The 20,481-nt window shown below is 57.2% G+C and carries 15 protein-coding genes; 9 read left to right on the top strand and 6 right to left on the bottom strand.

Going from position 1 to position 20,481, the window contains the following annotated elements; genetic code table 11:
- Positions 1-3: 3 nt before the first annotated feature.
- The 6 genes from NOM67_RS04535 (at position 4) to NOM67_RS04510 (ending at position 11,110) form a co-directional block, all read left to right on the top strand.
- On the top strand, positions 4-378 hold the full coding sequence (locus NOM67_RS04535) for a hypothetical protein (RefSeq protein ID WP_255934200.1): 375 nt from the start codon (positions 4-6) through the stop codon (positions 376-378).
- Positions 378-617 (top strand): bacteriocin, encoded by a 240-nt coding sequence (locus NOM67_RS04530; protein WP_124241129.1) that lies wholly within the window; start codon positions 378-380, stop codon positions 615-617. Before NOM67_RS04535 ends, NOM67_RS04530 begins: the two co-directional genes overlap by 1 nt.
- 11 nt (positions 618-628) lie before the next feature.
- Positions 629-2,032, top strand: coding sequence for a DUF4670 domain-containing protein (locus NOM67_RS04525; RefSeq protein WP_255934197.1), 1,404 nt, complete (start codon positions 629-631; stop codon positions 2,030-2,032).
- A gap of 54 nt (positions 2,033-2,086) precedes the next feature.
- Positions 2,087-2,611 (top strand): DUF2165 family protein, encoded by a 525-nt coding sequence (locus NOM67_RS04520; RefSeq protein ID WP_255934196.1) that lies wholly within the window; start codon positions 2,087-2,089, stop codon positions 2,609-2,611.
- A 164-nt stretch (positions 2,612-2,775) separates the two neighbouring features.
- Entirely contained in the window at positions 2,776-10,842 is an 8,067-nt protein-coding gene (locus NOM67_RS04515; protein WP_255934195.1) for an LPD38 domain-containing protein, read from the top strand.
- Between the two features lie 61 nt (positions 10,843-10,903).
- Positions 10,904-11,110 carry a hypothetical protein gene (locus NOM67_RS04510; RefSeq protein WP_255934193.1) on the top strand — a complete coding sequence of 69 codons (207 nt, stop codon included), beginning with the start codon at positions 10,904-10,906 and terminating at the stop codon, positions 11,108-11,110.
- 667 nt (positions 11,111-11,777) lie between these two features.
- Here the strand turns inward: NOM67_RS04510 and NOM67_RS04505 are convergent.
- The 4 genes from NOM67_RS04505 to NOM67_RS04490 form a co-directional block, all read right to left on the bottom strand.
- A complete protein-coding gene (locus NOM67_RS04505; RefSeq protein ID WP_042032369.1) occupies positions 11,778-13,430 on the bottom strand; it encodes a cation acetate symporter in 1,653 nt (550 codons plus the stop codon).
- Entirely contained in the window at positions 13,427-13,738 is a 312-nt protein-coding gene (locus NOM67_RS04500; protein WP_041207535.1) for a DUF485 domain-containing protein, read from the bottom strand. Before NOM67_RS04500 ends, NOM67_RS04505 begins: the two co-directional genes overlap by 4 nt.
- A gap of 107 nt (positions 13,739-13,845) precedes the next feature.
- The gene (locus tag NOM67_RS04495) at positions 13,846-14,472 is read right to left on the bottom strand and encodes a 3'-5' exonuclease (RefSeq protein WP_156852640.1); all 627 of its coding nucleotides are present in this window, start codon (positions 14,470-14,472) and stop codon (positions 13,846-13,848) included.
- 2 nt (positions 14,473-14,474) lie between these two features.
- On the bottom strand, positions 14,475-16,262 hold the full coding sequence (locus tag NOM67_RS04490) for a putative nucleotidyltransferase substrate binding domain-containing protein (protein WP_255934192.1): 1,788 nt from the start codon (positions 16,260-16,262) through the stop codon (positions 14,475-14,477).
- Between the two features lie 166 nt (positions 16,263-16,428).
- On the opposite strand from NOM67_RS04490, the gene NOM67_RS04485 reads away from it, so the two are divergent.
- Complete coding sequence (locus NOM67_RS04485) at positions 16,429-17,235, top strand: crotonase/enoyl-CoA hydratase family protein (RefSeq protein ID WP_255934191.1); 807 nt, start codon at positions 16,429-16,431, stop codon at positions 17,233-17,235.
- Between the two features lie 69 nt (positions 17,236-17,304).
- Here NOM67_RS04485 and NOM67_RS04480 read toward each other — a convergent pair whose 3' ends face one another.
- Together NOM67_RS04480 and NOM67_RS04475 are read right to left on the bottom strand one after the other, a co-directional pair.
- On the bottom strand, positions 17,305-18,804 hold the full coding sequence (locus NOM67_RS04480; RefSeq protein ID WP_041207539.1) for a sodium:alanine symporter family protein: 1,500 nt from the start codon (positions 18,802-18,804) through the stop codon (positions 17,305-17,307).
- A gap of 62 nt (positions 18,805-18,866) precedes the next feature.
- Entirely contained in the window at positions 18,867-19,205 is a 339-nt protein-coding gene (locus tag NOM67_RS04475) for a hypothetical protein (protein ID WP_255935172.1), read from the bottom strand.
- On the opposite strand from NOM67_RS04475, the gene NOM67_RS04470 reads away from it, so the two are divergent.
- Positions 19,144-19,581, top strand: a complete 438-nt coding sequence (locus NOM67_RS04470; protein ID WP_255934190.1) for a GNAT family N-acetyltransferase — start codon at positions 19,144-19,146, stop codon at positions 19,579-19,581. The genes NOM67_RS04475 and NOM67_RS04470 overlap by 62 nt on opposite strands.
- Positions 19,582-19,614: 33 nt before the next feature.
- Positions 19,615-20,412: a zinc-dependent peptidase gene (locus tag NOM67_RS04465; protein WP_255935142.1), complete on the top strand. Its 798-nt coding sequence runs from the start codon at positions 19,615-19,617 to the stop codon at positions 20,410-20,412.
- The last annotated feature ends 69 nt before the right edge of the window (positions 20,413-20,481 follow it).

Here is a 20,481-nt window from a genome sequence, read left to right as displayed (position 1 = left end):
GATATGGGGTTTGCCGCAGATACATTCGCTCGAATCACACGTGAGCAGTACCAGGATTGGAAGAGTCGTTTCTACCCCAAGCAGAAGCAGCTGATGGAGCTGGCAACCAACTGGCAACTGATGCGTGACCAGCTTGGGCGAGTGGATGTGAATAATGCCAATGCGCTGCGGTCAGTCCAGCAGGCTACGGCAAACCGCAACGCCCGCATGGGGGTAAGCGGCCATGCCAGCGACAACAGCCAGGGCTTGCGCATGGCATTGATGACGGCAGGTACTGAAAACGGCTTGCGGGAGCAGGAACAAGCTCGCCAACTGGGGATCCTCACCGGAGCTGATGCTGGGCTACGTGAGGCGATGAAGACGGGTGGGGGGATGTAATGGGATATGGGTTGCTGGACCTTGGTGCTCAGACTCGCCAGCAAAGCATGGCAAGCCTGCGCGATGCGGCCAATAGAGAGCAAGAACTGGAGGCGACCAACAAGAGCCTCAAATCTGCGCGCAAAGGCCAGACGATGAGTGCAGTCGGAATGGGCGCAGGCATAGGCACGATGGTCATGCCTGGTATTGGCACTGTCATTGGGGCGGGCATTGGCTTTTTGGCCGACAGCCTGTTTTAAGGGGGGCGAAGGTGAAGGGCGTATCAGGATTGGCCGAAGGATTTCTGGCCGGCTTCAACACAATGGAACGCTACCAGCGTGGCCAGCAGGAAGAAGAGCGGTTAGATAAGGCGATGAGCCTGCGTGATGCCATGTGGCAGAACGAGCAGGAACGGCAAAAGGTGGCGGATACTCGCTATCAGGAGGAGCTGGGTTACAGCCGTGGCCGCGACAAGGTTGCCGATGAGCGGGCAGATCGCCAGTTCGCGCTCACCGAGCGCCAGGTAAAATCTGCCGAGGCCCGCGCCAACGCATTAGAGCGCAGAGCCGCGGCCAGTGAGGCTCGCCAGCAGCAGGAGTATGAATGGCAGCGAGAACTTCGTAACAAGCAGCTCTTTCAGCAGGAAAACATGCCTATCATCCAGTCGGGTTGGCAGGCAGTGGCCGAAGGCAGGGACCCTGGTGATCAGTTTTGGCGTGTTGTCCGTGATCCGCGGGCCGGCTCGTTCAACCCTGAACGCTATCTGCAGCAGGATTATGCCGAGGCAGGGAAAATCTTTGTTACCCATGCGGGTAACCTGATGCGGCAAGCTCAGGAGGGAATGCTGGATCCCTCAACGCCGGAGGGCCATGCCGCGGTCAACGACCCGGCGTTCATTCAAGCTGCAGGCACCCTCTACCAGGATGAGATCAACAAAGGGGTCGGGGACATTGACCCCGAGAGCGGGAAGACAATCAAGGCCAAGAGGCTCAGTAACATCATGGTGACCCCCGATGCTCGTGGTGTGGTGCTGGGTGTAGAAGTTACCTATGACGACGGCAGTACCGACATTCGACCGGTCACCAATAATCGCACCTCGGCACCGGATGACCAGCCCAAAGTTATCCCGCTCAACGACTTCTTGAAACCGGCTTATCAACGCGCCGCATTGTCCAAGCACATGATCAGCAATGCAGACCAGTTACGTACAGCTCTTGGATTGACGGCAGGCCCTGACCAGGCTGGCTACAAGAAAGCGATAACCGATCTTGAAAAACAGCATGGCCAGAACCGGGCGCGGGTCTCTGCCAGTAATACCGACGATAAAGATGCTCAGCTCGATGCGCTTGACGCTCAACTTGAGCAGAGCAAAGGTGTGTTGGCTGAGGCATATGGTGTTGCTACCCCACCGCAAGAGGCAAGGAATAACCACCCGCTCAAAGAGTGGGCTGGGGAGGATCCTGAGCGGTTACAGTTCATCAAGGAGGCTCACCATCACGGCAAACTCAATGGTTTACTTGAGAGTCCGGCAAGGATGAACACGGCATTTGAGTTGTGGCGCCAGAATAGGGCCAAGCAGCAGGAGGCGGCTCAGGCTAACACGACAGCGACTCGTCTACGTGATGCCAGGCTGGAAGCCTATAAGGCTATTGCCGGTTCCCAAATGAATAACTAAATAGAAATCGCCATGGCATAATGTGTCTTTGACATATATCTATAGGGACATGAAATGCCAATAATCACACTTCGTTATGCCCAGCAGATGTTTAAGAGCTTATTGGCTCTGTCTATCGCACAGTTTGGTCTACTGGTCGCAAGTGGAAACGTCTTGGACTACGGCTCAAACTGGCAATTTGTTCAACATGTTTTGTCCATGGATAGCATGGAACCCTGGTTCAATGGTCAAGCGCTTCAAGGGCGGGCCATTACCAGTGTGACCCTTCAGAAAGCCGCATATGCCCTGATCATCCTTGGTGAATTTGTTTTTGGTTTGCTCTGTGCCTGGGGTGGGGGATTAATGCTATCTGGCACATTAACCTCCTGTCCCGAACGATTTACCCGCGGCAAGGCAGTCTTCACCTTAGGTTGTATCCCAGCATTGTTGGTGTGGTACACCGGGTTCGCGGTGATCGGCGGTGAATACTTCGCTATGTGGGCCAATCAGTGGAATGGCCAAATGAAGGCTTATTCGTTCATTGGATTCATTCTCCTGAGTTTGATGTTCATCTCACAAGCCGAATCAGAGCAGGCTTAAACCAAGCGTAAATCGCGGTGAAGGCTGCTGATGTTGCCATTACCTGAGCGCAGCGTTAGCATCTCCCCATCATCGGCCAGTTTGTTTTTTGGTCGCCCGCATCTGAAAGCCCTGAGCAGTTCGCTGTTCGGGGCTTTTCTTTTTTACAAAACCCCGAGGACGACATGCATAAGCTTGGACTGCGTGAGGCTTTGCCACAGCCGCAAATATCCGATACCCGCACTGACCCTTTTTGGAACAACCTCGATAGCAACCTATCCGAAGCCACCTCTTCAGCATCATCTGCCACCAGACCTGCCCAAAATCTCGCTGTTGGGTTAGGTGATGTGGCTCGTGGGGTGGGGGCTGGGGCACTGGATCTGATTGGCGGCATTGGAGAGTTAGCGCACCAGGCAAGTGACTTCGGCAAGGAGAACGCTGGTAAGCAGGGTGGCGATTATCTAGAGCAGGCCCGGGCCAATATGGCCAGCAAGCTGAGCCCGGTACTGGACGTGGTCGCTGGTGCAGGAGAGTTGGCGCAGTCAGGTGCTGAGTCCCTGACCGAGGGAATGAGCAGTGATGCAAAGGAGGCGTTGAACCGTAGGCTGGTCGATGAGACGCCTGAGGGGCGGTTAACCCTCGGCGATGGTGCTGGGGACATCGATGTATGGGCCATGAAGATGGCACAGGGCATTGGCTCTTTGGTACCGACCCTTCTGGCTGGCGGCGTGACAGGAGTAGCGGCTAAGGCCAGTATCGGGCGTGCTGTCACTACATCCATGCTCAAACGAGGGGCGACCCAGGAGGTTGCTGAGGCTGTCGCCGCTAAGACCGTATCTCGGCTGGCGACTGGGGCCGCGGTAACTACTGGGGCAACAGGCTCGGTTGGTAGCGCAGGGGTTAATACCCGGGAGACCGTGCTCAATATGAGCTTTGATGAGCTGGCGGTCAGTACCACGTTCCGGGAGGCGTTTGCTCGGATTGACGAAGATCAGCAGACCCAGCACCTCTCGGACGAGGACAAGCTGGCGCTGGCCAGGCAAGAGACTGCCAACGTTGCCAGCCGTGCCACCATGAGTGATGCAAAGACATGGGGTGCGGCGGCTGTAGGCTCCATGATGGGTGATGCCATGCTGTTCAAGATGCTGGCCGGAAAGATGGCGGCTGGTGGCGTGCTTAAAGGAGCGGCGAAGGGGGCAGCAGGTGAGGGGATCAGCGAAACCATTGAGGAGGGTGTGCAGCAGTATGCCGTGAACGAGGCTCTGAACGAGATTGCCGGGGCGAACATTGAGCCAATGCAAGGGGTGCTTTCCAGTGCTCTGGAGGGCGGTTTCATTGGCATGGGGGCTGGTGGAGTCGTTGGCTCTGTCGGTGGCGCCAGAGGTGGCAAGCCCATTTCAACCGATGCCCGATCGGCAGAGCCTGGCTCTGTTGTCGATAGTTCCCCGATCTCGCCTGAGCCGCCAGCGGATGTTGCACCTGCGGCATCTACACAGGAGAGTGTGGATGTTATGGCTGAGCCCGAGTTTGACGCAGATAAGTCACCGTTAGGCCCCAGTTCCAGCAAGTTCGATGAACTTCGTGATGTGCCCGCTTACCTGCGTCAGGACGGTACTGCCGAGCGCTTTCGGGGAATGGCCCAGCAAAGTGAAGTACAGGACGCGCTTGCAGGCCCCTCTGCACCGACTGTCGATGAACTGCTGCGACAAGCCAAAGAGCAGCAAACTGAGGAGACCGAGACCAAGGCCGCAAGTGTAGACAACGTAGAATCGCCCCTCGAGGCGGAAATTGGCCCGCTCCGGACCCTCCGTATCACCCGCAAAGGCAAGCCATTTACCACTGAGAAAGAGGCGGCCATGGCCAGCCGTAAGGGTAAAGAGGTTCCGGTGAAGCTCAAAGGTGGTGGATTTGGTGTTGCTGAACTGACAGAGGTCGAGCAAGTTCAGCGCAGAGCGGTTGAATCTTCCGCCACCAATCAGGACGATACCGGTAACAGCGGAGCACTCCCTGCAGATAAGCACAACCCCGAGGTGAATCATGACCAGCCTGCCGAGATACTTACACTTAGCAGTGACCGACAAGGTGATCAGCCTGGAGCAAGCGCGCCAGATACAGCGAGTTCTGAACCATCCTCTGCCGAACTCATCAGCAGAACTGGAGCCGGAGATCCAGAAGGTCTCGCTGCTCCTATACCTACACCAGCTCGACAGCCGAGCGATGACCAAACACTGATGACCCCGGCCAAAGATGCCGGGGTTGTTGTTTCTGAGTCTGCCACACAAGTAGAGGCCGCACGTGCTGAAGTCGATACAGATCCGACGCCGGCACAGAAGGAGGCTGGTAACTACAATAAAGGCCACCTCAGGTTGCACGGCCTGAACATCACTCTGGAAAACCCCAAGGGTTCAATCCGAAGCGGTGCTGATAAGGATGGTAAAGCTTGGCAGACCACCATGGCGCATGACTATGGCTACATCAAACGTACCGAAGGTGCAGATGGTGATCACGTCGATGTGTTTATTGGTGATCAGCATGCTAGTGAGATGGTCTATGTAGTCGATCAAGTCGACCCCAAAACAGGCCAGTTTGATGAGCATAAAGCCATGCTGGGGTTTGCCGATGAGCAGTCCGCTCGGGAAGGGTATCTGGCTAACTACGAACCAGGATGGCAAGGGCTTGGGGCGATCAAGGCTATGCCGGTCGAGGAGTTTAAAGACTGGCTGAGCAAGGGGGATACGACAAAGCCTGCAGTGGTTGAGAAGGGACACACCCCAGACAAGATCCATGACTTTGGTGAGAAGATTGGGGGCGCCCGTAAAGATACCTGGGTGGCGTACCGAGACACCTTGGAAGGCGAAAGCGCCGAACAGATAAAGGCGTTGCCCTTATCCAAAGCCTGGCCGGCGCCAGATTATGACAAGCTGGTGGCATCAGGAGTGGATCCCCACGCAGTTGCACTTGCTCGGGCTGCCCGCGACGCGATCCCCGCTAAGCCTCGAGTCAGCTACAAAGTAAGCCATTGGGCTCAAGCCGTGAAATCCCTGCGTGACCTATCCGTGGGGCTGATGGACGGTTCTATTGACACCAATGTGGCGAAACGGGTGATGTCTAATGCGGGCTTGCGCAGTGCCCATACCATTCACAACAGGGCTGAGCTCTATCTGGCTGTCGGTCATCAACGTAGCCTGGCAGATCTGGAGCTAAGCCTTGGTAGCTACAGCCTGTTTGAGGGGGTTAAGCATGATCCCCCCATCGGCATCTGGACCATCAGCAGACAGAGCAAATCCACTAACTTTGGTCATTGGCCACGCACGATCGCATCAGGCTCAAGCAAGGCGGAGGTACTTGCTAAGTTCAAGCGTCGATACGACGAATTGACTCAAGAGGTGAGTAAGCCTAAGGCTATCTCGTTCGACATTTACAGCCGCGGCAACCGGCAGGGCTGGATAATTGGCAAGAAAGTCGGCCGGAATCACCTTGACCTCACCGAGTCGTTCGACAGCGTCAGCGACGCACGGAAATACCGTGTTGATCATTACGATGAGCTGGTCAGCAAGCTGGAGAAAGCCAAAGAGATCCCCCGTGAGCGCCGTGATATCAACCTGCCAAGGGTGGGTGAAGACATGCGGGGAGGGGAAGATGTTACCCCTGAACTGTTTGGGAAGGCGTTTGGCTTTCGTGGCGTCGAGTTTGGAAACTGGGTCGAGCAGGACCGGCGACAGCGTGACTTGAACAACGCCTACGATGCGCTGATGGATATGGCTGCTGTGCTTGGCATTTCACCTAAGTCGCTATCGCTAAATGGTGAGCTGGGACTGGCGTTTGGTGCGAGGGGCTCAGGGGGGGTTAACCCGGCAGCGGCTCATTATGAACCGGGTAAGGTGGTGATCAACCTGACCAAGATGAATGGCGCCGGGTCGCTTGGCCACGAGTGGTGGCATGCTCTTGATGGTTACTTCGCCAGAGTCGGGGGAGAGACAGGGACCGTGATGATGACGGAGGCCCGTGTGGTCGATCTCGCCGCCAGGGGAAGCCCGTACATCCATCGTGGCTCTGTTCGAAAGGAAATGGTCGAGGCATTCGGGGCGGTCAATCGCGCAATCAAGCAAACGGCACTGAAGGAACGCTCGAAGAAGCTCGATAACAAGCGCAGTAAAGCGTACTGGACCACAGACTCAGAACTCAGTGCCAGGGCCTTCGAGTCGTACTTGATTGCCAAGCTGCAAGACCAGGGCGCCAGTAACGACTACCTGGCCAACATCGTCAGTGAATCGGCCTGGGATGCTGAGGCTGCGCTGGGTATCCAACTTGAGGGTAGCAATCCGTACCCTACTGCAGGTGAGATCCCGGCAATCAGGGCGGGATTTGATCAGTTTTTTGACACCATTGAGGAGCGTGAGGACGGGGATAAGCGGGTCCTTTTTTCCAAGCATGCGATTGCTGATGGCGATAAGCCGGCCCAGCACCTGACCCGTAAAGAAGCCGAGCTGGTTACACAGGCGTGGTTCAAGCAGTACCAGGGGGCCAGCGTCATCGATGTGCAGATCCACGCCACCCAGGCTGAGCTGGAGAAAGCGTTGGGTCTGCAGCCCAAAGATGGCCTGATACGCCGTGCTGCGTTTGATGATGACTCAGAAACCCTGCATGTGGCCGCAGACACCATTGCCAGCCCTAAACGGATGAGGGAGATCCTGCGTCACGAGGTGTTGGCGCATTATGGCCTGGCCAAGGTGCTTGGTTCTGGCGATTACACAAAGCTGATCAGTCGGCTGCTCAAATCCAAGCAAGAACCCAGTATGAAGGCGGTGTGGGACTGGGTAGAGACACATTATGCCGATGAAGATCTTGGTACTCAGGCAGAAGAGGTCATCGCTCACCTTGCTGAGCTTGAGCCAAGCGCATGGCGTAGGGGCTGGGATGCGGTAGTGGCTTGGGTAACCAGAGCACTGCGTGCAGTTGGCTTTATACCCGACGGGATCACTCCAGCTGAAATTCGGACTCTGATTGAGGCGCTGGCAAGCAAGATGAAACGCCCTGGTCGGCAGGACATTGGCCAGGATGGAAAGAAATTCAGCCAGGAGACGAGCTCTGGTAATGGGAGATTTACTCCCGACAAAACAGAGGCTGATAACTATCGGCAGCAGTTGGCAAAAGCAATGAGTTCACTTCGGTCAGGTGATATTGCCATTGAGGTTGGTTCAACACCCGCAGTTCTCATGGCAGTCGGCGCCCCAAACCTAACAATGAGGGTGAGCCGGGATACGGTGCGCAAGGCGATAAACGGGGTGAAGCACGACGTAGATACAGCGACGGTAGAAGCCTTACCTGAATTATTAAGTGACCCACTGGCAATATTTGATTCGAAAACCCATCCAGGCGAATCACTCGTAGTGTTGCTGGATGCAAAAGACCAATCTGGCCGCTCAGTAGTAACCGCCATTCAATTAGGCGTTAGTGCAGGTAAGTATCTTGAAGTAAACAGAATTGCCAGTATTCATGGACGCCCTGACGAACAGGTGGGTCGATGGGTAGCGGATGGCGTGACAAAGTACATAAAGAAAAACCACCCTAGCTCTTTACTCACCGGGCTGCAATTGCCCTTAGGTTCAAGCATGGATGGTTCAGTCCCGAATGTACTGAGCGAGGATGACATTGTCAAACCAGGCCTGAAATTCAGCCAAACTCATTCCGCCGCGGACAAGGCGATGGAAAAGCTCAATCTAGGCCCCAAGCCCGACATCATCGACAAGACAAAAACTAACCTTGCCAAACTACGGAACGTCGACCAGGGCGTGGTCGAGTCATGGCTAGATCGCTTTATCAAGAAGGCCAACACCGAACTACTCGATGCGTTGGCCCCCATAAAGTACGCAGAAGATTCCGCCGGCATAACGGATGCCGCTGATTCCGGCTATGTAGCGGCCAGAATGGCAACCGGGGCAGCCTCAACTATGCAGGCAACCATGCTCTATGGTCTGCCAGAGTGGAAGGATGGGGTGATCCAGCGAAAGGCTGGTACTGGTGAAAAAGATGCCCTGTTGGGTATTTTTTCTGACCTTGGAAAAGACCTTCACAACTGGTTGGGCTGGATGGCTGGCCACCGGGCAGAAATCCTGATGGCACAAGGGCGAGAAAACCTGCTTGATGCCAACGACATTGCTGCGCTCAAGGCCCTGGGTAACGGGAAAGAGGCCCAATTCCAGGATGCTAAAGCCCGCTGGAACCGTCTCAACGCAGCCACCTTGGATTTGGCGCAGGAGGCCGGCCTCTTCTCCAAGGAGGCTCGCGCAGAGTTCGAGAGCGAATGGTACATCCCGTTTTTCCGTGAAACCGAGGATGGCGATGTGCTGGCTCCATTCAAACAGAAGGGGATTGCCAACCAGAACGCCGGGATTAAGAAACTCAAAGGCGGTGAAGCCAATACGAATGACCTGCTCGAGAACATCTTTGCCTCCACCTCCAAGTTGATTGACGCCTCGATGAAGAACATGGCGGCTCAAAAGACGATTTGGAACTTGGCTGATACGGGCATTATTGAGGTGGTCGCCAAGCCAAACTTGATGGACTGGCGGGCCCTCAAGAACGGTAAGAATCTCATTACCGTTAAGCTGGAAGGGGAGGATTACATGATCCGTGTGGAGGACCCTGACCTCTATCGCGCCATGACATTCTTCGACCGCCAGCCCTTCGGGTCGATGGTCAATATGGCCTCCAAGGCCAAGCGCTTGTTGACGGCCGCGGTTACTGCCTCGCCGGAGTTCATGCTGCGCAACTTCCTGCGGGATTCTCTCTCCGGCTGGGTGATCAGCAAGGATGGCTTCAAGCCGGTGATTGACTCGATCAGAGGGGTGAGAAAAACCCTGGCAGTTGATGGCAGCACAATCGATGTGATGTTCAGTGGTGCCAGTTTCCTTGGGGGCTACGTCAATGGCAACGCGCCCTCTGCCATGGCCGATGCTGTTCGCAAGTCGCTGCGCCGTAAGGGCATGACCCCTGAGCAGATCACCCGCTATGAAAAGTCCATCATCCGCAACGCAGCTCAGGCGAAAGGGGTCATTGCTGACGCCTGGGATAAGTACAGCCGTATTGGCGAGGCCCTGGAGAACGCAAACCGTGAGGCGGTCTATGAGGCTGCAATCAAAGCCGGCAAGGGGCACGCACAAGCAGCCTTTGAATCAAAAGACCTGATGGACTTCTCCATGATGGGGAGCGCTCGGTTTATCCAGGCGGCCTCAATGGTCTTGCCGTTCTTTAACGCACGCCTGCAGGGGCTTGGAAAGTTGACCCGGGAGATGCATGGCAACCCCCGTGATCTGGTTAAACGAGCAGGCATGATCACGGCCTTGTCGCTGGGTTTACTGGCTATCAACTGGGATGACGAGCGTTATGAGGAAGTACCTGACTGGGACAAGGATGCGAACTGGCACTTCTTTATCGGTGATCAGCATTGGCGTATTCCCAAGCCCTTTGAGATCGGCGTGTTGTTCGGGACCATCCCGGAGCGCATGGTGCGTGCCATGGGCGACAAGGACACCGGGGCCCAATTTGGCAAAGCGGTTGCCCGGGCCATCGGGGATACCTTCGCGCTCAACCCAACCCCTCAAATTGTGAAGCCTCTTGTAGAGGCCGCATTCAACTATGACACTTTCCGGGGTGGGCCTATCGACGGGCCACAAGATCTAAACCTGATGGCGGAGGCACGCTACAACGAGCAAACCAGTTTGCTGATGCGCGAGCTTGGCGAGCTGTCTGGCTTCTCGCCCAAGCAGCTTGAGCATCTGGTTATTGGTTACACCGGCACGATGGGCAGCTATGTCATGGCTGCTGCAGATGGTTTAATCCGAACAACCCAGCCTGGTGAGTCAGCTGGTTGGCGGGCAGACGAAATCCCTTTACTGAAAGCAATCTATCGAGGGACTGGGCCGGCAAAATCCACGCAGCATTTAGAAGAGTTTTACCAGATGCTGAACGAGGTCAATCAGCTCAAGCGAACCATTGACCAATACCGCAGGGAAGGGCGGATTGAAGCAGCAAACACGCTCCAGGCAACGCATGGTGAAGTGCTGAAGTCCCGGCAGAGCCTCGGGCGGACGCAGCAGAAGATCCGAGTTGTCCGGAACAAGATAGAGCTCATTCAGAGGGACAAGACCTTAGATGCTGAGCAGAAGCGCCGGCGGATTGATGAGCTCTTGGCTCGTCGCAATGACTTGGTATACCAAGCGGTCAATAAGAATCGATCCTCATGGGAATAGCGGCTCTGTTCAGATTGGAGAACCCGGGATTAGGCTGGCCTATTCCAAAGGAGGGTTCGCCATGTGGTTGTTACTGGCCATCATTTGTATGGCTGTCGCACTGAAAGCAGCAAGTTTCAGTTTCACGATTGCCCTGATCCCGGCGGCTCTCGGGTGCTGGTGCTTCAGCAAATCCAACAGAGAAAGCCTGGAAACCTTCATGGCGTTGATGTTCTGTCTCTGTTTGTTGGGGTTTGGGCTCACCTTGTTGATTTCAATATTCCGCTAGGCTGCGGGCTTATACCTGCCTTAAGCAACAATTTCCATTGTCCTTTCGATAGCTTCTAGTGCTGTCCTCAGTGTTTCCTGAAGGTGTTAGATTTTCCTCTTGCTATGCCTTTGTTCGGTTTCCTACGGCCGTGAGGGCGAAGGGCAAAAGCGGGAGACTACTGCATGGAATCAATACTGGAGGAGCTCGAGAGGTATCTTGAGAGTTTGGATCTGGCACCTCAGGAAGCTCATACGATCTCGCTTTTTCTGGAAAGGCTTCGTGAAGAGGCTGTGAGACAGGAAGTGTGACAACCCTTAACTCAACCCGCCGCTGGCGGGTTTTTGTACACCGTAAAGGTGGGGCTTTCTTGGGGCAAATTTGGGGCAAAACGAGAGGGAAATTGCGGGATAAAGGGGGGAGAAAGGGACTGTCGCGATGTGTAAAAATTCAGGTAAATCACAGGCATGGCGCGGCTTACAGGCGAGTTAAGCTTTCATAATAGTGTTGTTGCTGCTTAACAAGGTATGTGTCCCGGTTGTCTGTCAAATGGCGCGCATTATGGCACAGATCCCCCAAAAGTTTTAGCAAGAACTGTGATCTTGATCGGGGCAAGTTGGGCGCGTAGCCGATTGACGGGGAATAAAAAAAGCCGGCATGGAGCCGGCTTTTGCGTGATGGCTACCCGTTAGTGGGAAGTGGCACCGGAGGCGCCCAGCCCGGTCTGGGAGCGGACGAACTGCGGCAGGAACTTGGCATGCTCGTCAGCCGCGCTCTGGGAGCTGTCGGTGATGGAGAAGAACCAGATCCCGACAAACGCCAGCGCCATGGAGAAGAGCGCCGGGTACTCGTAGGGGAAGATGGCCTGGGCATGACCCAGCACCTTCACCCACACGGTCGGGCCCAGCACCATCAGGGTGACAGCGCTCGCCAGCCCCAGCCAGCCGCCGTAGACGGCGCCACGGGTGGTCAGACGTGACCAGAACATGGAGAGGAACAGCACCGGGAAGTTGCAGCTGGCAGCGATGGAGAAGGCCAGACCCACCATGAAGGCGATGTTCTGCTTCTCGAACAGGATGCCGAGGCCGATGGCGACCACACCCAGTACCACGGTAGTGAGCTTGGAGACCCTCAGCTCGTCCGCCTCGTTGGCCTTGCCATGCTTGATGACGTTGGCGTAGAGGTCGTGGGAGACCGCAGAGGCACCGGCCAGGGTCAGGCCTGCTACCACCGCCAGGATGGTGGCAAACGCCACGGCGGAGATGAAGCCGAGGAACAGGCTGCCACCCACGGCATTGGCCAGATGGATCGCAGCCATGTTGGTGCCGCCCAGCAGTGCGCCGGTGGCATCCTTGAAGGCCGGGTTGGTGCTGACCAGCAGGATGGCGCCAAAGCCGATGATAAAGGTGAGGATGTAGAAGTAACCGATAAAGCCGGTGGCGAAGAAAACGCTCTTGCGCGCCTCCTTGGCATCGCTCACGGTGAAGAAACGCATCAGGATGTGAGGCAGGCCGGCGGTGCCGAACATCAGTGCCAGACCGAGCGAGATGGCGGAGATGGGGTCAGCGACCAGACCACCCGGGCTCATGATGGCGATTCCTTTCTCGTGTACCTTCACCGCTTCGCTAAAGAGGGTGCCGATGTCGAAGTTGACCGATTTCATCACCATGATGGCCATGAAGCTGGCACCGGAGAGCAGCATCACTGCCTTGATGATCTGCACCCAGGTGGTGGCCAGCATGCCGCCAAACAGCACGTAGAGCACCATCAGGATACCGACCAGCACCACGGCAACGTGATATTGCAGGCCAAACAGCAGCTCGATCAGCTTGCCGGCACCGACCATCTGGGCGATGAGGTAGAGGGCGACCACTACCAGCGAGCCGCAGGCGGATAGGGTGCGCACTTCGGTCTGCTTGAGGCGGTAGGAGGCGACATCGGCGAAGGTATATTTGCCGAGGTTGCGCAACCGCTCCGCGATCAGGAACAGGATGATGGGCCAGCCCACCAGAAAGCCGATGGAGTAGATGAGGCCATCGTAGCCAGAGGTGTAGACCAGCGCCGAGATCCCGAGGAATGAGGCGGCGGACATGTAGTCACCGGCGATGGCCAGGCCATTCTGGAAGCCGGTGATGCGGCCACCCGCTGCATAGTAGTCAGAGGCCGAGCGGTTGCGTTTGGAGGCCCAGTAGGTGATGAACAGGGTGGCGGCCACGAAGACCACGAACATCAGAATGGCCGAGATATTGAGGGGCTGGCGGTGCACCTCGCCACTTATCGCATCGGCGGCCAGCAGGGGTGAAGAGGCCAGTGAGGCCAACAACAAAAGTTTGCCTTTCATTTTTTCACTCCCTTGAGGATCTTCTGGTTCAGCTCGTCAAACTCGCCGTTGGCACGAAACACATAGACGCCGGTCAGCACGAAAGAGGAGAGGATCAGCCCCACTCCGACCGGGATGCCGCGGGTAATGGTCGACCCCTCGCTGAGCGGGGTACCGAGCCAACCGGGATCAAAGGCGATGAGCAGAATAAACGCCAGGTAGAGTCCCAGCATCAGAGCCGAGAGGGCCCAGGCAAAACGCTGGCGCTTGGCGACCAGCTCCTGGAAGGTGGGATCTTGCTGGATCCTCAGATAGCTTTGCTGTTCCATTGCAGTTCTCCATGACATATGAGTGTCAGCGGTGGATGGGATAACCCCGACGAGCAGGCAATCTGCTCATGTAAGCAAAATGTGAATTAAATGTTATTTGTCGACAATTAGACTTTGGGATAAGTCAGCGCAGAGCCCCGGGTCAGGCAGAGATAGACAAGTGCTGCCGTGGTGGCATCGGCCAGCGCATCGTGAGCGGGCAGGGCAGGCAGTGCCAGATGGCGGCAGATCGCCTCCAGATGGAGATCGATAACGGCATCGGGATAGCGACGATAGAGGTGATCGTGATAGAGCTGGCTCACCTCTATGCCTCGTTGTGGCAAGGTCAGCCCCCACAATTTACGGCAAGCCAGGTTGAGAATACGCAGGTCATAGGCGATGTGATAACCCACCAGTTCGCGCGGGCCGATAAAGTCGAGCAGCAGGCGCAGCGCGGCTTCCAGCGCCATACCCTGTTGCAGATCCTGATGGCGCAGACCGTGGATCACCACCGACTGCTCACTCAGTGTGGCGGGCGCTTGCACCTTGATGGTGAGGGCCTCGCCGGTCAGCAGCCGGTTGCCCTGAATGCGCACCGCACCGATAGAGACGATCTCGGCTTGCTCGGGATCAAGGCTGGTGGTCTCGAAATCAAGGGCGACCAGCTCATCATCGGGAGTGGGCAGGAATAGCCTGGCGAACTCCCCTTGCCGGAAATCCCGGCCGTACCAGATGCGGCGAAGATGGCTCAACATGGCTACTGCCTCAGACGAAAGTGCAAGGTGAGCCACTGCTGGAATTTCTTCACCTGATGCAGTGCCTGACGCAGCAGATCCCGTTCGCTGTGGCTAAGCTCGCTGACCTGTACCCGGCTGTTGCCTCCCTTGAGCTGGCTACGCAGTCGCAACCGGATAAAGAGCCGAAACGCTTCGGCCAGATTGGTGCCAAAGCTGGCACTGAGCCGCTCGGCGGCCACCAGCGCATCGATACGCCCCAGGGTTGAGGTCTCCAGAATGCCTGCCTCAAGGGCCAGCATGCGGATGCCGTGCACCAGCGGAAACAGGCCGCCCCGCTTCAGATCCAGCCCTTCTGGTGGCTGCTCCAGCCGGCCAAACAGGGTGAGCGGGGCATGGAAGGCCACCGCTGGTCTCACCATTTCCGCCAGCAGGTCCCGCCTGTCTGCCAGTTGCTCGCGCAGCGCTCTGGCAACCGGCAGATGCAGCTGTCGATCCCCCGCGATGGGGTGGGCATCGGCCAGGGTGGCCAGCCAGAGCAGCTCCTCCTCACTGGCCGTGGTGCAGGCGCTGGCAATAGCGCTTTGCCACTCATCGCCGGTTTTTACCCAGGCCGGATTATTCACCATGACTTGGCCGGGGCAGAGCGGGTAGCCGAGGCGCTCCAGCAGGGCGCTGAATTCGGCCAGATCGGCTGCCTGGGTGTGCCACGCCAGCACTTCAGGCAGGATCAGGGCATTATCCTGATCGGTTTTGAGGATCTGCTCGCCACGCCCCTCCGAGCCCAGCATCAGCAAACACACCTTATCTTGCACCTCGGGCGGGATCACCAGCGCAAAAGCCTTGGCGATGAGTTGCTCGTTGATGGTGGCGATGAGCTTCATCAAAAAGGCGGTGTGGATACCCTGGGCAAACAGCGAACGGGTCAGCAGTTGCTGTTCGCGGGCGACCGCCTCCAGCGCGGGCAGAGTGTCGGCGCGGGCGATACGCAACGTCAGTACGTGGGAGTGGGTAGAGAAGAGTCCCAGCACCTGGGTCAGCTGCAGGATCCCCGCCACCTCGTTGCCCTGCCAGATCACCAATCGCTTGATGCGATGATGGGTCATCAGCAGCAGGGCATCAAACAGATAGCTCTCCAGTGGTAGACCGATGAGCTGCGTGGGGGTCAGTACCGAGAGGGGCGCCGTCACTGGCAATCCCTTGAGGGTCAGGGCGTGGAGCAGGGTCTTGCGGGTGGCCAGCGTGAGCGAACCGTCGTGGGCGGGGTAGAGGAGACAATCTGTACCCTGAGCGACCATGGCTTCGGTCGCTGCCAGCAATGACAGCCTGCTGTCGACGATAAGCGGCGCTTGCAAATGACCGGGTTCGATGCGGGTCAGGATAAATTCTGCCAGATTCTTCTGTCCCAGCTGTTCGCGCTGCTCCTGCTGACGCTGGCGTTCAGCCAGATTGGCGGTGAAGTAGCTGGCAAACTGCGAATCTTGTTCGCAGAGAGAGAGAAAGGCCGAGCGGGGGATGAGCTGGCAGAGGGTGTCTTCCAGCGCAGTAAAAGTATGGCGGCAGCGGCCGTCAAACTGGGCGCGCACATCGAACAGATCGTCGACGCCATAGTCGCCAAACTGGTGGTGGGGAGCCGACTCTTCCACCGCCCCCTTGATGACGAGATAGAGCCCGGGAGGTTCATCTCCCGCGTTGAGCAGAGTATCGCCAGCGCGAAAGTAGCAGAGCGAGAGGTGGCGGGAGAGCTGCTCACGCGCCTCTGCATCCAGCCGGTCAAACGGTGGTCTGGCAAAATTGAACAGAATTGACATGACGGTGTCCTCGGGCGGGATAGGGCACCCCTTGTGCCCAGTGTGACAAAGGGGAACCGCGCCGACCAGCCGACTTTAGTCTCAGCTGTACCGCTTGTTCACACTCTGATAACTTGGTGGTATGACCAGTGTGTTCATTATCGGGATCAAGGAGAGGACAGCGGAGATGGAAAAACCAAGGGTCAAGTGCGAGGTCCACGACGGCATCGCTGAAGTGGTGCTGTCGCGGGGAGAGAAGCTCAATGCGCTGGACAGAGCCATGTTCAGCGCTATCGATGAGACGCTGAAGCAACTTGCACAACTGAAGGGATTGCGAGCGGTGATCCTGCATGGCGAAGGGCGTGCCTTCTGCGCTGGACTGGATGTGAAATCGATGCTGCGCCAGCCGGTTGCCGCCCTCGATATTCTCAAGCGCGAGGCGGACGAGGCGACCAATCTGGCCCAGCGGGTCGCCTATGGTTGGCACCAGCTGCCGGTGCCGGTGATTGCAGTCACTCAGGGAGTCTGTTTTGGCGGTGGCTTGCAGATCGCCCTTGGCGCCGATTTTCGGTTTAGCACCCCCGATTGCCGTTTCTCGGTGATGGAGATCAAGTGGGGCATCATCCCCGACATGAGCGGCAGCGTCACCATGCGCAACCTGATGGGGTTGGATACCGCCATGGAGCTGGCCATGAGCGGGCGCGAGCTGGATGCGGTCGAAGCGAAATCCCTCGGGATTGTGAGCCGGGTCTGCGCCGATCCGCTGGTGGAAGCGCGGGAGTTTGCCCGCACCCTCATCACCAAGTCGCCCGATGCGCTGGCGGGGATCAAGCAGCTCTACAGTCAGGCCTGGGCCCGCAGTGACGAGGCGATGCTGAAAGAAGAGACCCGGTTGCAGAAGCAAATTTTGGGACGCCCCAATCAGTGGCGCGCCACCTTCAACAGCCTGTTTCGCTGGCGGCTGCCATTCGGGCCACGACGCAACGCACTCTGAAGTTGAACAACAGGAAAAGAAAATGGCAGCCGAGGCTGCCATTTTTTATACGCATTTTAGTTGCTTGCATCAGGAGATCTTGCGATCCAGATCCGGCTCGAAGGGGTGACCGGATTTCTCCTGCTCCAGGTTGTCTTCGGAGCGATGGCCAGCCCAGTAGTCGGCGTTCTTGATACCGAGTTTCTCCGGGTGGAACACCGGATCCAGCCCTTTGGCCTGCTGTGCCTCATAGTCGCGCAGACAGGCAAAGGCAGTCTTTTGCAGCAGCAGGATGGCGATGATGTTGAGCCAGGCCATCAGACCTACCCCGATATCACCCATTCCCCAGGCGAGCTCAGCGGTCTTGACGGTACCGTAGACGGTAGAGGCCATCAGGGTCAGTTTGAGCACAAAAGTCAGCCAGGGGCGGTTCACCTTGCGGTTGATGTAGGCGATGTTGGTCTCGGCGATGTAGTAGTAGGCGACGATGGTGGTGAACGCGAAGAAGAACAGCGCGATGGCCACGAACATGCTACCAAAGCCCGGCATCATGCTTTCCATGGCGGTCTGCACATAACCCGGGCCCGCTGCCACGCCGGCGATGCCGGTGTAGAGGGCCGCGCCATCCGGTCCCTGCACGTTGTAGAGGCCGGTGATGAGCAACATAAAGCCGGTGGCTGAGCAGACGAACAGAGTGTCGATATAGACGGAGAACGCCTGCACCAGACCCTGTTTGGCCGGGTGGCTTACTGCGGCAGCAGAGGAGGCGTGCGGCCCGGTACCCTGACCCGCTTCGTTGGAGTAGACCCCGCGTTTGACCCCCCACATGATGGCCAGACCCAGAATGGCGCCAAAGCCGGCATCAAAACCGAAGGCGCTTTTCCAGATCAGCATGATCACGCCCGGCAGGGCATGAATGTTGAGGGCGATGATGACGCAGGCCACGATGATGTAGCCGAGCGCCATAAAGGGCACCACGGTACTGGCAAAGTTGGCGATGCGCTTGACGCCACCGAAGATGATGAAGCCGAGCAGCAGTGCCAGACCGGCCGCCGTCACGTTCGGATCAATATCAAACGCAGTCTGCAGACTGGCGCCGATGGAGTTGGCTTGCACGCCCGGCAGCAGTACACCGCAGGCGAAGATGGTGGCGATGGCAAACGTCCAGGCATACCACTTCATGCCAAGCCCTTTCTCGATGTAGAAGGCCGGCCCGCCGCGGTATTCGCCGTTGATCTTCTCCTTGTAGACCTGACCCAGGGTGGACTCCACGAAGGCGGAGCTGGAGCCGAGGAAGGCGACCATCCACATCCAGAACATGGCACCCGGGCCACCGAAGGTAATGGCGGTGGCAACACCGGCAATGTTGCCGGTGCCGACGCGACCGGCGAGGGTCATGGCCAGCGCCTGGAAGGAGGAGACCCCCGCATCCGTGCTCTTGCCATCAAACATCAGCCGGACCATTTCGGCCATATGGCGCAGTTGCAAAAAGCGGCTGCGTACTGAGAAGTAGAGGCCTACCCCCAGGCACAGATAGATGAGCGCAGGGCTCCAGATCACACCGTTGATGGCATTGACGATCTCATTCATCTACAACAACTCCTTTGTTGTTTTGTGTTGTACTTCCGGCGAGATCTCTGTCTCGCTCGCTGTCATTGTGTTACGCCAATTGTTAACAAATTAATTAACAGTTTGACGCTGTGGTGAAGTGTTCGGCAGGGCACGATAGTGCGCCATGCATGGGCTGTAACATATCGAGTTGTTCCGACGCTTCCCAGCGAAAAATGTTGCGTTGTTGCAATTTTGTGAATTGACAACTGAGGTGCGATAATGGCATGCGCTATTTTCTGTGACCAGAAAGACCCGCTACCATGCTGATCTGCGTCTGCCGGAACAGCCTGGATCTTGTCAGCAAATAAAAGGCCAATCATGCAAATGTTCCCTGCTTCACTCGTTATCCGCGCTCCTTTACCATCGGATGCCACTGCCATGGCCCACCTCTTTACCCAACTAGGGTATGCTGCAGAGGCTGATGAGCTGCTGCCACGTCTGTTGAGGCATGATGTGGCCACCCGCGTCTTGCTGGCCGAGCAGGCTGAGAGGGTGGTTGGCGTGCTGGTATGGCACTGGCTGCAACCACTGCATGTTGCACCTGCATGGGGCCTGATCTCGGCGCTGGTCGTCGATGATGGTGCAAGGGGAGGAGGTATTGGTGCTGCGTTATTGTGCGAGGCCGAGCGTCAGGCTCGCGAAGCCGGATGCAGTCAGCTGGAGCTTTCCAGCAGCATCAAACGCGAAGATGCTCACCGCTTCTATCTGGCGCAGGCATATCAGGAGCGGCCAAAACGATTCGTCAAACTTTTGTAAAAAGAAAAAAGAGAAGGAGTGTGCGTGCTGGGATTGTTCAACTGGTTTCGTGGCCGTGGCGCGGTGAAAATGAGCGAAGAAGAGGAAGATCTATGGCTACGGGCGCTGGCCGTTGTGCCGATCCTGCAGGGGCTCACCGAGAGTGAGCAACAAACTCTGATAAGCCTGGGCCGTCAGCTGCTCAAGCGCAAAACTTTGACCCAGCTTGGGGTTACCTTAAGCGAACACCAGCAAGCCATTCTGGCACTGCAGGCGGCTCTGCCTATCCTGCATCTTGGCGTTGACTGGTATCGCGGTTTTCACGAGATCATCATTATTCCCGAGCCCGTGACCCGGCGCCAGGAGGTGCAGGATGAGTTTGGGCTGGTGAGCGAGGTTGAAGAGGAAAACGCCGGTGAGTCCTGGCCCCAGGGGCCGCTGGTACTGGCCTGGAGCGAGCTGCAGCTGGATGGTGACTGGGATGGCTTCAATCTGGTGATCCACGAGCTTGCCCACAAGATAGACATGCTGGGGGGCGAGGCGGATGGTGCACCGCCACTGCCGGGACATATGAGCCGGCAGGAGTGGCAGCAGGTATTCCAGGGGGCTTTTGATGCGCTCTGCCAGCAACTCGATCAGGGCGAGGCTCCCGCCATCGACCCCTATGCGGCCGAACATCCGGCCGAGTTCTTCGCGGTCTGCTGCGAACACTTCTTTACCGACCCGTTGCGCTTGCGCAGTGTCTATCCCGAGGTTTACCACCAGCTGACACTGCTGTTTGGTCAGGATCCCGCGCGCCGTTTTCCGCCGACTCGCCTGTTGGCCGGTGATGGCGAGGGCATGCTGTTGTGAATCCCGCTCAACAAGATGGCAGATAGCAAAAAGGCACCCGAGGGTGCCTTTTTTCAAGCTTGAGCGTGC

It is taken from the genome of Aeromonas sp. SG16, assembly GCF_024436135.1.
Classification (GTDB): Bacteria; Pseudomonadota; Gammaproteobacteria; order Enterobacterales; family Aeromonadaceae; genus Aeromonas; species Aeromonas jandaei.
Note: the sequence above shows the minus strand (reverse complement) of the source record. Positions and strands in the feature narration are given on the sequence as shown.